The 13,228-nt window shown below is 69.1% G+C and carries 13 protein-coding genes, 3 tRNA genes and 1 pseudogene; 10 read left to right on the forward strand and 7 right to left on the reverse strand.

Annotated elements, in window-relative coordinates:
* Positions 1-18 precede the first annotated feature (18 nt).
* A complete protein-coding gene (locus tag OG329_RS30700) occupies positions 19-303 on the reverse strand; it encodes a YtxH domain-containing protein (RefSeq protein ID WP_405799638.1) in 285 nt (94 codons plus the stop codon).
* Positions 304-505: 202 nt separating this feature from the next.
* On the opposite strand from OG329_RS30700, the gene OG329_RS30705 reads away from it, so the two are divergent.
* The 3 genes from OG329_RS30705 (at position 506) to OG329_RS30715 (ending at position 978) form a co-directional block, all read left to right on the forward strand.
* A tRNA-Asn gene (locus tag OG329_RS30705) sits at positions 506-578 on the forward strand.
* 5 nt (positions 579-583) lie between these two features.
* A tRNA-Asn gene (locus OG329_RS30710) sits at positions 584-656 on the forward strand.
* A 245-nt stretch (positions 657-901) separates the two neighbouring features.
* Positions 902-978: transfer RNA gene (locus OG329_RS30715), tRNA-Ile, on the forward strand.
* A 163-nt stretch (positions 979-1,141) separates the two neighbouring features.
* On the opposite strand, the pseudogene OG329_RS30720 reads toward OG329_RS30715, so the two are convergent.
* The 3 genes and pseudogenes from OG329_RS30720 to OG329_RS30730 all read right to left on the reverse strand — a co-directional run.
* A pseudogene (locus OG329_RS30720) lies at positions 1,142-1,423 on the reverse strand (tyrosine-type recombinase/integrase); the annotation flags it as partial.
* Between the two features lie 84 nt (positions 1,424-1,507).
* Positions 1,508-1,729: a hypothetical protein gene (locus OG329_RS30725; RefSeq protein WP_405799639.1), complete on the reverse strand. Its 222-nt coding sequence runs from the start codon at positions 1,727-1,729 to the stop codon at positions 1,508-1,510.
* A 1,491-nt stretch (positions 1,730-3,220) separates the two neighbouring features.
* Positions 3,221-3,724 (reverse strand): GNAT family N-acetyltransferase, encoded by a 504-nt coding sequence (locus OG329_RS30730; protein WP_405799640.1) that lies wholly within the window; start codon positions 3,722-3,724, stop codon positions 3,221-3,223.
* A 208-nt stretch (positions 3,725-3,932) separates the two neighbouring features.
* Between OG329_RS30730 and OG329_RS30735 the strand changes: the two genes are divergently transcribed.
* From OG329_RS30735 to OG329_RS30760, 6 genes are all read left to right on the forward strand, one after another.
* Positions 3,933-4,436 (forward strand): molybdopterin-dependent oxidoreductase, encoded by a 504-nt coding sequence (locus OG329_RS30735; RefSeq protein ID WP_405799641.1) that lies wholly within the window; start codon positions 3,933-3,935, stop codon positions 4,434-4,436.
* A gap of 104 nt (positions 4,437-4,540) precedes the next feature.
* A complete protein-coding gene (locus tag OG329_RS30740) occupies positions 4,541-4,936 on the forward strand; it encodes a molybdopterin-binding protein (protein ID WP_405799642.1) in 396 nt (131 codons plus the stop codon).
* Between the two features lie 39 nt (positions 4,937-4,975).
* Complete coding sequence (gene modA / locus OG329_RS30745; RefSeq protein ID WP_405799643.1) at positions 4,976-5,809, forward strand: molybdate ABC transporter substrate-binding protein; 834 nt, start codon at positions 4,976-4,978, stop codon at positions 5,807-5,809.
* Between the two features lie 113 nt (positions 5,810-5,922).
* Positions 5,923-7,902: an ABC transporter permease gene (locus OG329_RS30750; RefSeq protein WP_405799644.1), complete on the forward strand. Its 1,980-nt coding sequence runs from the start codon at positions 5,923-5,925 to the stop codon at positions 7,900-7,902.
* A gap of 101 nt (positions 7,903-8,003) precedes the next feature.
* Entirely contained in the window at positions 8,004-8,870 is an 867-nt protein-coding gene (locus OG329_RS30755; RefSeq protein ID WP_405799645.1) for a hypothetical protein, read from the forward strand.
* 129 nt (positions 8,871-8,999) lie between these two features.
* Positions 9,000-10,151 (forward strand): MFS transporter, encoded by a 1,152-nt coding sequence (locus OG329_RS30760; RefSeq protein WP_405799646.1) that lies wholly within the window; start codon positions 9,000-9,002, stop codon positions 10,149-10,151.
* On the opposite strand, the gene OG329_RS30765 is transcribed toward OG329_RS30760, so the two are convergent.
* On the reverse strand, positions 10,123-11,247 hold the full coding sequence (locus OG329_RS30765) for a methyltransferase (protein WP_405799647.1): 1,125 nt from the start codon (positions 11,245-11,247) through the stop codon (positions 10,123-10,125). The two genes, OG329_RS30760 and OG329_RS30765, sit on opposite strands and share 29 nt — an antisense overlap.
* 181 nt (positions 11,248-11,428) lie before the next feature.
* Entirely contained in the window at positions 11,429-12,097 is a 669-nt protein-coding gene (locus OG329_RS30770) for an NAD(P)H oxidoreductase (RefSeq protein ID WP_405799648.1), read from the reverse strand.
* A gap of 148 nt (positions 12,098-12,245) precedes the next feature.
* Between OG329_RS30770 and OG329_RS30775 the strand changes: the two genes are divergently transcribed.
* On the forward strand, positions 12,246-12,632 hold the full coding sequence (locus tag OG329_RS30775; RefSeq protein ID WP_405799649.1) for a hypothetical protein: 387 nt from the start codon (positions 12,246-12,248) through the stop codon (positions 12,630-12,632).
* Positions 12,633-12,647: 15 nt separating this feature from the next.
* On the opposite strand, the gene OG329_RS30780 is transcribed toward OG329_RS30775, so the two are convergent.
* A complete protein-coding gene (locus tag OG329_RS30780; protein WP_405799650.1) occupies positions 12,648-13,160 on the reverse strand; it encodes a MarR family winged helix-turn-helix transcriptional regulator in 513 nt (170 codons plus the stop codon).
* Between the last annotated feature and the right edge of the window lie 68 nt (positions 13,161-13,228).

Genomic DNA, 13,228 nt, shown 5'->3' on the forward strand with positions numbered 1-13,228 from the left:
CCGCCGCCGCCGGGCGGATCAGGTGTTGGTGGTCCCCCAGTCGTCCTCACCGTTGTGGTTCCGCGAGCGCAGCGACCGCACCCGCTCGGCGACGGACCCGGGGACCTTCTCGCTCACCGAGTGGTACGCCTTGCCCGCGTACTCACGCCCGGACATCGCCGCCGTCTCGGCGGCGTTGCGCACGGCCGGGTTCTGCGAGATCCGGCCGGCCGACTTCTTGAGCTGCTCGTAGCGCTCGCGCCCGGCCCTGGTTCCGAGTACGTAACCGACAGCCAGTCCCGCGATGAACGTGAGGCGCCGCATGGCCTGCCACCCTTCGTTAGTTCGTTGGCATCGGACCTTGAGCCGTGACGTCCGCCTACCCCCGAGGCCCGAGATCACCCAGTGTGACCCGGCGGGATACCGATTGGCGGAGCACCCCCCTGCTTGCGCTAATGTATGTGTCGCAGCGGACGTCCGCCGCCCGGGAGACCCGGGGTGGGTGCGTTCGGTGCATACGCAGCAATCCCCTGTAGCTCAATTGGCAGAGCAGCCGGCTGTTAACCGGCAGGTTACTGGTTCGAGTCCAGTCGGGGGAGCGCGGTCTCCTGTAGCTCAATTGGCAGAGCATTCGGCTGTTAACCGGAGGGTTGCTGGTTCGAGTCCAGCCGGGAGAGCAAGCACGGAAGAGGACCCTTCGGGGTCCTTTTTCTTGTGCCCGCCGACGCTCCCCACCACCGCGCTGACGGCCCGTCGGCGCGGTCGCCGACCGTCCTTCCGGGTGATCTTCGGGCTTGCTGGAACCGGCCGGCGTAGGACGAAGTCCTCATGGTCAGGCGTTGCCGACCATCCGAAGCAGGAGATCGTATGAGCGGCTATGCTGCGGCAGACGGCGCGCACAAATGTGCGCGACGCGCCGTTAGGGGCGGTAGCTCAGCCGGTTAGAGCAGCGGACTCATAATCCGTCGGCCGTGGGTTCGAGTCCCACCCGCCCCACCACTTCAAGTGGTTGAGGAAACGTTCTGACCACGGTCTTAGCCCGTCAGGAGCGAGCACGGCAGGGTCTTGGGGGCCCTTCGAGATCATAGTTTCATGATCGTGAGGACAAATTGAGGACGCGGGTCACGCGGCGGGACACAATCCCTCGTCTGGCCCATCTTCCTCAGCGTCGGGCACCTGTTCGGTGTCCCGGTCCTCGCTCCCGGGCTTGTTGAGCTTCCCGTTCGCAGGGGTCTCCTTCTGCGGGGAACGGGGAACGGGGCACGACCGCGTTCGTCGACTCTGCCTCAGCGGTCATGAGTTGAGGCAGCACGCTCGTGTACGTGTCCGAGGTGATCTGTCGGGAGCTGTGTCCAAGCCGCTCCTGGACCACCTTGATGTCTGCCTTGCCCAGAAGCGCCGGCGTGGCCGACAGATGCCGTGTGTCGTGCAGACGGATAGGCGGATAGGCGGAAGCCCGGACAGCTCCACGAGCCGGTTGAACCGTCGGCTGATCCGGTCGGGGTGCAGCGGCTCGGACAAGCTCACCTCAGTCGAGGGCAGAGCGCACATCTCGCCGCGCCGAGGGCCACGGAAGATGAAGCCGTGCCACATGCCGCTGATGCCGCTGCAATTCGACAACCTTGGCGTGGTGGAGCAGTCGCTCGGCGTTCTCCCGCTCGATCGCGTCGTACATCGCCTCGACGTGGCGCAGCCGGAGGTCACGACTCGACAGGGGCGCGGCACCGCCGCGCCCCTCCCGGAGTGTCATGACCAACGGCACCGGAGGCGTAGCCCGCCAGCGCCAACTTCAAGACAAACGGCTGATTTGCGCAGCAGCGACAAGGAAACACCAGTTCAGAGCATTCTTTGCATTTGCTATACAGGCCGAACGTGGCTCATAGGAGTCGTCGAGTAGGCAGTCGTGCATGCGGAATTTGACAATTCGATTGACGTCACTTCGCGCTCATGTGTTGGATGTCTAAGTGCATGCCGCAGAGTGTGGCATTGGCAGAAAAGCATGGGGGAAACATGTCCAGGAATACTGTCACGCGTCTGCGTGGAGCATTAGTCGCCGCAATGAGCGTTGCGCTCGTGGCCGGAATCACGTCGACAGCGCAAGCGCAGACGGCGACGATCACGGCTCTGACGAACTGGAACGTTTACTCCACTCACTTTGGCCCTAACGGGGAGGATGCTCCTCTCCGTCACGGACGTGGCGATGTGGCGGGTTCAGCGGGCTTCGGGAAGCTACATATCGAAGACAAGCACGCGAACCAAATGTCGAGCTGGTCCAACATGAAGAGGGATATCGACAAGACCCTGGACAGGGGTAGCTGTACAACTGCCGGCGCCTCAGGTAATCGCAAAACTACATGCGTCCTGAACAGCAGCACCTTCTACAACACGCGAGCACGGCAGATGAAGGTCGTCTTCGCGCACCGAGTGGACTCGGACTCCAGAGACGGCCGCCCCGTAGGTATAATCACGGCGTACTATTCCATCTGTGGTTGCTAGTGGAGGAACATGTCACTACGGGAGCACTACGAGGAGTACCTCAAGAAATTCGAACTCGACGCGAGACAAGGGGTCATTGATTCCCTGGCTTCGGAGGGGTACGGGTTCCTCAATTCGCTGAGATTTAGCGAGGATGACCAAGGACTATGGGCGGAGGCTGAAGTGCAACTGCAGGGAATTGATGCTCCGTGGACCTTTCGCCGTAGGATCATTCTTCCGGATGGGCCTCTCGACAAATCATGGCTGGCATCAACTCTGTTCAGTACCGCGATGATCGAGGATCTAGACACGCGAGCTTGGCCACCGGTTAGTGAATAAACCCGTTAGAGCACAGGAAAGTGCACTCAGGCGTCGCTCGGATAGGCGGCACCGGGGACTCCGACTGTCCGCCTCCAAGCACCATAGACGGCGGGCAGTTGCTCTTTCCTGACGGTTCCCTCGGTAGGTTGCGCCCCGAGCCTCTGTCACAAAGCTCCTGGTAGACGGGTTCACGACCAAGATCGCCAGTCTGTCAGGAGCTTTCGCGTGCTCGGCTACCCTTCTGCCATTGATCTGTCCAGCCGCACCCTGCAACATCTCCCCGGTCTCCTTGCAGGTCACCGCCGTCGGATCGGTTCCCGGTGGCGTCGGCCTGACCTGCGGCCGGCAGTCCCTACTGGTCCTGGCCCACACTCACCCCGAATGGCGCGACCTTCCGATCCTGGACCGGGCGCCGAGCTGCCGAAGGGTCCCGGATCTGGTGGCTTCACGTGCCTGAGAGATACCTGGAGGGCAGGAGCAGCGTCATCACGCGCTCCCTGGTCACGCCGTCTGGAAGCACGTCCCCTCGTTGTTCGGTGAGGGCGAAGCCATGACGGCGGTACAGCGCGACGGCCGGTTCGTTGCCCGGGAACACCGCGAGCTTCAGCGTCGTGGCGCCCGACCGCCGTGCCCATGTCTCGACAGCGGCGATCAGTCGGTCCGCGACACCGAGACCTCGCGCGTCGGGAGCCACCCACACCGACCGCAGCTCACACACACCGGTGTCCACGGGCACGCCGCGTGCCATGCCGGCGGTTCGGCCGTCGACCGACGCGAGGATGTTGTACGTGCCCGGGGTCTCCAGGCGCGTCCGCCACTGTTCCTCGCCGCCCCGGTGCCAGTCGCTGAGCAGGGACTTGAACGCGTGCGGCGCGTCGGTCAGCGCGGCGAGGCGTGCCTCGCGCCACAGAGGCCAGTCGTTCGCCGTGACTACCCGCAGACGCACCATGTCCACAAGTCTGCCGTCTGAGGGGTGGTCTTCGGGAGAGTGGACGGCGCGGTCGGCATAGTGGCGCATACGCGGGGTATTTCGCGTTTCGCGGGCGCAGAAGCGAGGGGAAAGCGGCCTCAAGGGGTGCAGATATGATTCCGGCTGCTGTTTGCCGGGCATCACCTCGTCGCGGATTTCGTGTGTGCCGTTCGAAGGGGGAAATTCGATGGGCCGACTCAAGACGCCACCCGGGAGCCCTCCTTCCGTACGTACGGGGGCCTTCGAACTGCGTGGTGAGGTGGGCAGGCCCGGGACGTTGAGCGTTGCCGATCTGCGGCAGGGGTGGGAGCAGCACAGCGCCGACGTGGTCTTCGAATGTGCGAGCAGCGGGCCCCGGCGCCACCGGTTCGAAGGGCCCTTGCTCCGGGAGGTCGTGGGCGACGCGCGGCCGGCCTTCGACGTACGGCGCCGGCGGGACCGATCCCGTTTCCTGCTGGCCGTCACCGGCGGGGACGGGCATCACACGGTGCTGTCCTGGGGTGAGATCGACCCCGACTTCGGCGATGTGCCCGCGCTGCTCGCGACCTCGCTCGACGGGGTGCCGCTGGATCTGGTGGGCAGTCAGCTCGTCGTGCCGACCGACCGGTGCGGGGCGCGCTACATCAGCGCGATCACGAGCGTGTGGGTCGGTGCCGGCTTCGGCCCCGGCGCCGGCCCCGGCGTCGTGTGAGCCGTCCGTCGCCTTTGGGCGTTCCTCCGAGGGGCCGTGCATCTGCTATGGATAATCAACTCAAACCTTGCAGATGCGAGGGTCGGCGGCCTATCTTTCCGCGCATGCAGTCCTACACAATCGGTCAGGCGGCCCGCCTGCTGGGCGTCAGCACCGACACAGCCCGTCGCTGGGCCGACGCCGGCCGGGTCGCCACCCATCGCGACGAAGGCGGCCGGCGGCTCATCGACGGCAGTGACCTCGCCGCGTTCTCGATCGAGGTCGGCCAGGGCGGCAGCGGTGAGGAGGACGTCTCGTACACCTCCGCCCGCAACGCCTTCCCGGGCATCGTCACCGCCGTCAAGCTCGGCGACGTGGCCGCCCAGGTCGAGATCCAGGCCGGCCCGCACCGGCTGGTCTCGCTCCTGACCAGGGAGGCCGTCGAGGAGTTGGGCCTCGAGGTCGGTATGCGGGCCACCGCCCGTGTGAAGTCGACCAGCGTGCACATCGACCGCGTCTGATCCTTCAAGTCCTTCAGTCGTCCAGGGAGCCTCAACCTCATGTCTTTCACCCTCAGCTCCGCCGCCGTACGCCGCACGGCCGCCACCGCGCTCGCCGCGGCCCTGCTCGTCTCGTTGACCGCCTGCGGCAGCGACAGTGACGGCGATGGCGGCGACAGCGACAGCGACTCCGGCGCCAAGCCTTCCGCGTCGGCGACCGGCGCCCCGAAAGCCGCACTGACCGTACTTGCCGCTTCGTCGCTCACCGACGTCTTCACGACGGCGGGTGCCGCGTACGAGAAGGAGAACCCGGGCACCAAGGTGACGTTCTCCTTCGCCGGTTCCCAGGAACTCGCCGCGCAGGTCCAACAGGGCGCCCCCGCCGACGCGTTGGTCACCGCCGACACCAAGACCATGGACGGTCTCAAGGGCGACACCGGGACGCCGACCGTCATCGCCAAGAACCGTCTCGTCATCGCCACCGGCGAGGGCAACCCGGAGAAGATCGAGAACCTGAAGGACCTCGCCGACACCAAGCTCAAGGTCGTCCTCGCGGCGCCCGAGGTCCCGGTCGGCCGCTACAGCGAACAGGTCCTGGACGCGCAGAAGATCGAGGTCAAGCCGGTCTCGCAGGAGCCCAACGTCCGCGCCGTCCTCAGCAAGGTCGAACTCGGCGAGGCAGACGCCGGGATCGTCTACAAGACGGACGCCGCCACCGCCACGGACAAGGTGGACGCGATCGAGATCCCCGACGCGCAGAACGCCGTCGCCGAGTACCCGGCCGCCACACTCAAGACGTCCGAACACGCCGAAGCGGCAGCCGCGTTCGTCGCGTGGCTCAGCACCCCCGAGGCGCAGAAGCTCCTCCAGGACGCCGGCTTCCAGCAGCCGTAACCCCACCCAACCGCACGTGAGTTGACGAGCCGTCAGATATGGGGTTCGCCAACTCGCGTGCGGCGGAGTCCAGGAATCGCAGTCGCAGCCGCAGTCGCCGTCGCAGGAGCCCGATGAGCCGTCTCAGCTTCCCCCGCCGGGCCCCGGGCCGTACCCGTACGCCCTTCGCGCTCGCCGTCCCCGCGCTGCTCGCCGTCGCCTTCCTGCTGCTGCCGCTCGTCGGGATCCTCGCCCGCACCTCCTGGGGCGAGGTCGGTACGCATCTGACCAGCCCCGGAGTCGTCGAGGCGCTGGAGCTGTCGCTCCTCGTCTCCTTCTGGGCCCTCGCGTTCTCCCTGGTCCTCGGGGTGCCGCTGGCCTGGCTGCTGGCGCGGGTGCGCTTCCCCGGCAAGGCGTTCGTACGGTCCCTGGTCCTGCTGCCGATGGTGCTGCCGCCCACCGTGGGCGGCGTCGCGCTGCTCCTCGCCTTCGGGCGGCGCGGGCTGCTCGGCCCCTGGCTGGAGGACACGTTCGGCATCACGCTGCCCTTCCACACCTCGGGAGCCGTCCTGGCGGCGACATTCGTCGCCATGCCGTTCCTCGTCATCAGCCTCGAAGGCGCGCTGGGCGGACTGCGACCCAGTTACGAGGAGACCGCCGCGTCCCTCGGGGCCTCGCCGGTACGGGTGTTCGCCACCGTCACCCTGCCCATGGTCGCCCCCGGGCTGCTCGCCGGGGCCGCGCTGACCTGGGCGCGGGCGCTGGGCGAGTTCGGCGCGACCATCACCTTCGCGGGGAATCTGCCCGGCACCACCCAGACGCTGCCGCTCCAGGTGTATCTGCTGCTCCAGAACTCACCCGAGGCCGCGACCTCCGTCTCACTGCTGCTGCTCGTCATCGCCATGGCCGTGCTCATCGCGCTGCGCGGGCGCTGGACCGGTACGCCACGGGACGCGAGCCATGACCCCAACAGAGGCCGGGGCCGGGACACTTCGCCCGGCGGCGACGGCGGCGGCGACGAGGTCGGGGCCCCGCCCGTCGTTCTCTTGAAAGACCGCGAGCCGACGACCGTCGACGAGCGCTGGGCCCTGCACGCCGACGTCACCGGTTTCACCCGTCTCGTCCTCGACGCCGAACCCGGCACCACCATCGCCGTCGTCGGCCCCAACGGCGCCGGCAAGACCACCCTCCTGCGCGCGCTCCTCGGACTGACCCCACGCGCCCACGCCGAGCTGCGCCTCGGCGCGCTCGACGTCACCGCGCTGCCGCCGCACCGCCGGGGCGTCGCCTGGGTGCCCCAGGACGGCGCGCTCTTTCCGCACTTGAGCGCCCTGAGCAACACGGCGTACGGGCTCCGCGCCCAGGGAGTCACCCGCACCGAGGCCCGCCGGGCCGCTCAACTGTGGCTCGACCAACTGGACGTGGGCCATCTCGCGCACCGCAAGCCCGCCCAGGTCTCCGGCGGACAGGCCCAACGGGTCGCGCTGGCACGGGCGTTGGCGACCCGCCCCCGGCTGCTGCTGCTGGACGAACCGCTGGCCGCGCTCGACCAGACGACCCGCGCGCGCGTACGGCACACCCTGCGTACCCACCTCGACGGCTTCGGCGGAGTCTGTCTGATGGTCACTCATGACCCGGTGGAGGCCGTGTCGTTGGCCGATCGGGTCCTCGTGCTGGACGAGGGCCGTGTCGTCCAGGACGCACCGCCCGCCGATGTCACCCGCCACCCCCGCTCGCCGTGGGTGGCCCGGATGCTCGGCCGCAACGCCTGGCCCGGCACCGCGACCGCGGACGGGCTCGCGCTCACCGGCGGTGGTCTGCTGGTCACCGCCGAGGCACCGGATCCCGGCACCCGCGCGCTGGCGATCATCGCGCCGGAGGCCGTGTCCGTGCACCGCGAACGTCCCAGCGGCAGCCCCCGTAACGTCTGGCCCGGCACCGTACGCGAGATCACCTCCAGCGGCAGCCGGCTGCGCGTACTGATCACCTCGCCCGAGGCACCGGACCTGGTCGCCGAGATCACGCCACAGGCAGCCGTCGAACTCGCTCTGGCCGACGGGGTGCCGGTCTGGACGAGCGTGAAGGCGACGGAAGCGACGGTCGTGGCTGTGTGAGGTGTGCGCGAGGCGAGCGGAGCGCTCTACCGGCCGCCCGTCGATCACTCGCGCACGCCGCGTAATCTGCGGGCACCCCCTCCGTTTCTCTCAGGAGCACCATGTCCGCCGCCACCGTACGTCCCCGGATCCTCTACGTCACCGACTTCTCCTACGAGGCGAAGGGACGCCGCTACTGCGACGAGGACATCATGTTCTCCGCCCGGCTACGGCGTGACTTCACCGTCGCCACCTGCCATCCGGCCGACGCCGCCCGGCTCATGGGCGATTTCGACGCTGTCGTCGTACGCAACAGCGGCCCGGTGATCCACTACCGGGAGGGATACGAAGCCTTCCGTGACCAGGCGCTGGCGTACGGCGTGCGCGTCTACAACCCGTTGACCGGGCGCGGGGACATGGCGGGCAAGCAGTACCTGGTGGAGCTGAGCGCCGAGGGGTTTCCCGTCATACCGACCGTCGACAGGGCCGAGGACCTGGGGCGGCTGCCGGAGGCCGACGATTACGTCGTCAAGCCGAAGGACGGGGCGGACTCCATCGGCATGCGGTTCGTGGCGCGCGACGGGATCGCCGACCTACCCGGCGGTCTCGGACCCGGACCCGGACTCGGACTCGGACTCGGAGACGTACTCGTACAGCCGCGTATCCCCTTCCGGTACGAGGTCTCCTTCTATTTCGTCGACCACGATTTCCAGTACGCGCTGCACGCCCCCGACCCGGACCGGCGGTGGGAACTCGTACCGTACGAAGCCAAGGCCGTGGACCTGGACTTCGCGCGGAAGTTCATCGACTGGAACACCCTGGACCACGGCATCCAGCGCGTCGACGCGTGCCGTACGCCGGACGGGGAGCTGCTGCTCATGGAGTTGGAAGACCTCAACCCGTTCCTGTCGCTGCATCTGCTGGACGAGACGACCCGCGACGCGTTCGTCGCGCGGACGGTGGTCTCGCTGCGCGCGCTGCTGAGCTGAGCGAATCCGGGGTCCGAACCGGACCGCGACACCGTCCGAGCCGGATCCGAGACGGCGCGTCGCACTGTCCAGCCATGAACTCATCCGTATCCACGAAGTCGATGACGGGCGCTCAAGGCGGCGCCCGACGTGCCGGTCCCCGCCAGTGGCTCGGCCTCGCCCTTCACCGCCGGCACCCTCGTGATCATGGGCACGTTCGGCGACCGCATCGGCCGCCGCAGACTCCTCATGTTCGGCTCGGCCGGATTCGTCGCCGCCTCGCTGCTCGCCGCGTACGCCCCGAGCGCCGAGCTGCTGATCGTGGCGCGCGCCGTGCTGGGCGTGTCGGGAGCCGCCGTAGTGCCGTCCACGCTCTCCCTGATCAGCCATATGTTCGCCGACACCCGGCAGCGCGCGACGGCGATCGCGATGTGGGTCACGGCGCTGTCCGTCGGCGTCGGGCTCGGCCCGGAGCCCGGCCTGGCCTTCGCGGCCGGGGCGGTCTTCGGGACGGTGTTCGTGCGCAGGCAGTCCGTGCTCGCGACCCCGCTGCTGGATCTGCGGCTGTTCAGGAACCGGGCGTTCACCGGGGCCTTGCTGACGCTGCTGCTCGGGATGACGGCGCTCAACGGCGTGGGGTATCTGCTGCCGCGGTATCTCCAGGCGGTGCTCGGGCTGTCGCCGCTGACCGCCGGACTGTGGCTGCTGCCCGGTGCGGTGGGGCTGATCCTCGGCTCGCAACTGACGCCGGTTCTGGCGCGGCGGATCAGGCCCGCGTACGTGCTCCTCGGCGGCATGCTCATCTCGGTGATCGGGTACGCGATGACGGCGGCGGGCACCGGCGCCCCGGTGCTGTCCGCCGGATCCGCCGTGATCATGTTCGGGGTCGCGCCGGTCAGTGTGCTCGGCACGGCGCTCGCCGTGGGCTCGGCCCCGCCCGAGAAGGCGGGCGCGGCGGCGGCCACCGGGCAGACGGCGTACGACCTCGGGCTCGCGCTCGGCATCGCCGTCACCGGAAGCCTCTCCGTCGCCGTCTACCGGGGAGACATCCCCGCGTCCGCGCCCGAGCCGGCGCGGGACACCCTCGGCGGGGCGGTGGCCTCGGCGGAGAAGCTGCCGGACACGGTGGGGGACGAGCTGCTGGCGGTCGCGCGGGACGCGTTCACCGCCGGGTTCCATGCGGCGGCCCTCGTCAGTGTGGCGTTCGCGCTGGTGACGGCGGTGCTGGTGGTCGTGCTGCTGCGGGACGTCCCGGCGATCGAGGACGGACCGGTCAACGCATCAGACGCCACAGCGACGTGACCTCGGCGGCGCGTGCCGCGTGCAGGGGGTCGGTGAGGTCCGTCGCCCGGGGATGGCGGGGCTTCGTGTCGGTCCTGTCGACCACGCGCAGCCCCGCCGCCTCGATGCGCGACAGCAGTTCGGGCCGGGTCCGCAGACCGAGGTGTTCGGCCAGGTCGGACAGGACGAGCCAGCCCTCACCGCCCGGTTCGAGATGGCTCGTGAGCCCGTCCAGGAAGGCGTGGAGCATGGCGCTGTCGGGGTCGTACACACCCTGCTCGACGGTGGAGGTCGGGCGCGCCGGAAGCCACGGCGGGTTGCAGACGATCAGATCGGCGCGGCCCTGCGGGTACAGGCACGGGCCCACGATCTCGACCTTCCCGGCGAGGCCCAGCGCGCGCACGTTGTCGTCGGCGCAGGTGAGGGCGCGCGGGCTGATGTCGGTGGCCACGACACGGTCGAATCCGCGTCCGGCCAGGACGGCGGCGAGCACGCCGGTGCCCGTGCCGAGATCGAAGGCGGTACGGGGCCGGGCGCTGAGCCGCGCCTGCGCGACGAGGTCGACGTACTCCCCTCTGACCGGGGAGAACACGCCGTAGTGGGGATGCACGCGGGCGCCGAGCGCCGGTACCTCAACTCCCTTGGCGCGCCACTGCCGTGCGCCGATGACGCCGAGCAGTTCGCTGAGCGCGACCACGCGGACGCCGGACGGCGGGCCGTACGCCTCCGCGCACGCCAGGCGGACATCGGGCGCTCGGCGCAGCGCGAGGGAGTGGTCGGCCTCCAGCGTCACGAGCAACTTGCCGAGCACTCGCGCCCGATGGCCACGGGCGCGGCGGTGCGTACGGAACGACTCGGCCGGGTCCGCACGTGGCCGAGTCGGTTCGCGTTCGACGCGGCGGCTCATCGCCGACAGCAGTTGCCGCGCGTTGTGGAAGTCGCCGCGCCAGAGCAGGGCGGTGCCCTTGCGGGCCAGTCGATAGGCGGTGTCCGCCTTCATCCGGTCGTCGGCGACGACGACGCGTTCCGGGGGCGGCGACCCGCTCTCGGAGTGCCAGTCGGCGGTGCGGTCGGTGCGGTCGGTGCGGCCGTCTTCGGTCCAGCGGATCGTGGGCATCACATACTCCTCGTGATCGAACGTGCGGGGCACGAAGAGCACTTCGACGAGGAGCGTGAGAAACGGCCTGTACCGCGTGCTACGGCACAGGCGCGAATGAGAGGGCAGGTGTGGCCGGTCTACCGCTCCCGCGTCGAAGCGCGAGAGGAGATGTCGCCGAGAACCATGCCGAGTGTCACGGTCAGCCCTTTCGGAGAGATGACATCGGAGAGTCGCACAGATTCTCCCGGTCCGGCAAACGCGTTTCGGTGGATACGTCGAACGCGGTCAGCACGTCGTCCGTCGCCGCCAGGATCTCCTCGACCCTGGCCGGGCGCAGCGGCTCCTGTACGCCACTGAGCTCCGTCCCGTACAGCAACCGGACGGCGGTGTCCGTGACGCCGCAGAACTCCGATACACCGGCGCGTAGTTGGTGTTCGAGCGAGGCGCCCAGGCCCAACTCCTCGTACTCGGCAGCCGTGCCGCCCGCCAGCCCCAGCCAGAGCATCCGCTTGGCCGCCAGGCGCAGGGTGCTGTGGCCGTAGGCGAAGCCGTAGTTCCACACCCGGTCGATCCAGCCCTTGAGCACGGCGGGCGGGGCGAACCACCAGACCGGGAAGACGGCGACGATTTCGTCCGCGGCCAGGACGCGGTCCATATGGGCGCGGACCTTGGGGGAGTAGACCTTGTCGCGGTTGTCCCAGTCCGGTTCGTCGGCGGGCGTCAGACGCGGGTCGAAGTCCTCGGCGCACAGGTCCAGCAGGTCGACGCTGCCGCCGGCCGCCCGGCGGCGGGTGTGTACGCGGCCGGCGACCTGCGCGGTGAGCGAGTCGGACCGGGGATGGGCGAGGACGAGCAGGGTGTGGGGCATGGGGCCGGTCTCCTTCTGACGCTGGGGCTGGCGCTGGGGCTGGCGCTGGGCCTGATGCGGGGCTTCGGTCGGCGTGTCAGCGGTTCTCACCTTGCGGCGCGGCGGCTACGGTACGGCTCGGACGGCGTTACGGCCCTGTTCGGAGCCATTGATCCTCGCCGAGCTGGGCTTCATCGCCGAACTGCGCGGCGACGCCCGCGCGTCGCTCGCCCTGCACATCGAAGGCTGGACGACGGCCCTGGGCACCGGCGACCCACGGGCCGTCGCCCTCGGCCTGGAAGGGCTGGCGGGCGCGCTCGCGGCCGGGGGCCGCGCGGAACCGGCGGCGGTGCTGCTGGGCGCGGCGGCGACCGCCCGCGCGGCGACCGGAGCGCCGCTGCCGCCGGCGGAACGCGGTGATGTGGACCGAATCGCGGAGAGCGTCCAACAGGCGCTGGGGCAGGGGGAGTTCGAGGCGGCGTACGCGCGGGGCCGGGCCCTCGACCCGCCTGCGGCGGAGCGGACGGTGCGCGCCGTGCTGGGAACGAGGACCTGATCTGAGCTGACCCGATCAGGGGCCGGGTGGGCGGTACTCGTTCGCGAGCAGTGAGTTCATGGTCCCGCGCAGCTTGCCGATGAAGTCCTCGAAGTGGCGCAGCTCCTGCGGTGTGTACCGCGACATCTCCGCCGCCATGCGCGCCGAGTAGGGGCCGAAGAACTCGATGGCGCGCGGCCGGATCTCGGGGCTGCTGCGTAGCGTGACGACCCGGCGGTCGGTGTTCTCGCGCGTACGGACGATGTGTCCGGCCTGTTCGAGACGGTTCAGCAGGATGGTCGTCGCCCCGGACGACAGGGAGACGCGCTCGCTCAGCCGGGCGGGGGACAGGGGAGTGCCGGTGTCCTCCGCGTACAGGATCTCGGTCAGCGCCGCCGCGTCGGTGGAGTGCAGTCCCAGCCAGGTCGCGAAACGGTGCGTGAACTCGGTGTAGTTGGCGCCGAAGGCGCGCAGTCCGTCCATGAGGCGGTCGCGCTGGGCCTCCAGGTCACCGGACGCCGGCTCCGCCTTCGGCTGTTCCATCGACATGCTCCACTTCCCGAACTCCTGGACTCGCGTCCCAGCGCACGGCCGTCCGCGTGCTGTTTGACAACCTA

Source organism: Streptomyces sp. NBC_01506, from assembly GCF_045040295.1.
Classification (GTDB): domain Bacteria; phylum Actinomycetota; class Actinomycetes; order Streptomycetales; family Streptomycetaceae; genus Streptomyces.

Bases quoted from the DNA above. Each gene is read 5' to 3' on its own strand.
- OG329_RS30740 (WP_405799642.1), top strand. From the start codon at position 4,541: ATGCAGTCCTACACAATCGGTCAGGCGGCCCGCCTGCTGGGCGTCAGC.
- OG329_RS30700 (WP_405799638.1), bottom strand. From the start codon at position 303: ATGCGGCGCCTCACGTTCATCGCGGGACTGGCTGTCGGTTACGTACTC.
- modA (WP_405799643.1), top strand. From the start codon at position 4,976: ATGTCTTTCACCCTCAGCTCCGCCGCCGTACGCCGCACGGCCGCCACC.
- OG329_RS30725 (WP_405799639.1), bottom strand. From the start codon at position 1,729: ATGACACTCCGGGAGGGGCGCGGCGGTGCCGCGCCCCTGTCGAGTCGT.
- OG329_RS30750 (WP_405799644.1), top strand. From the start codon at position 5,923: ATGAGCCGTCTCAGCTTCCCCCGCCGGGCCCCGGGCCGTACCCGTACG.
- OG329_RS30770 (WP_405799648.1), bottom strand. From the start codon at position 12,097: ATGCCCCACACCCTGCTCGTCCTCGCCCATCCCCGGTCCGACTCGCTC.
- OG329_RS30755 (WP_405799645.1), top strand. From the start codon at position 8,004: ATGTCCGCCGCCACCGTACGTCCCCGGATCCTCTACGTCACCGACTTC.
- OG329_RS30730 (WP_405799640.1), bottom strand. From the start codon at position 3,724: ATGGTGCGTCTGCGGGTAGTCACGGCGAACGACTGGCCTCTGTGGCGC.
- OG329_RS30735 (WP_405799641.1), top strand. From the start codon at position 3,933: ATGGGCCGACTCAAGACGCCACCCGGGAGCCCTCCTTCCGTACGTACG.
- OG329_RS30765 (WP_405799647.1), bottom strand. From the start codon at position 11,247: ATGCCCACGATCCGCTGGACCGAAGACGGCCGCACCGACCGCACCGAC.
- OG329_RS30780 (WP_405799650.1), bottom strand. From the start codon at position 13,160: ATGTCGATGGAACAGCCGAAGGCGGAGCCGGCGTCCGGTGACCTGGAG.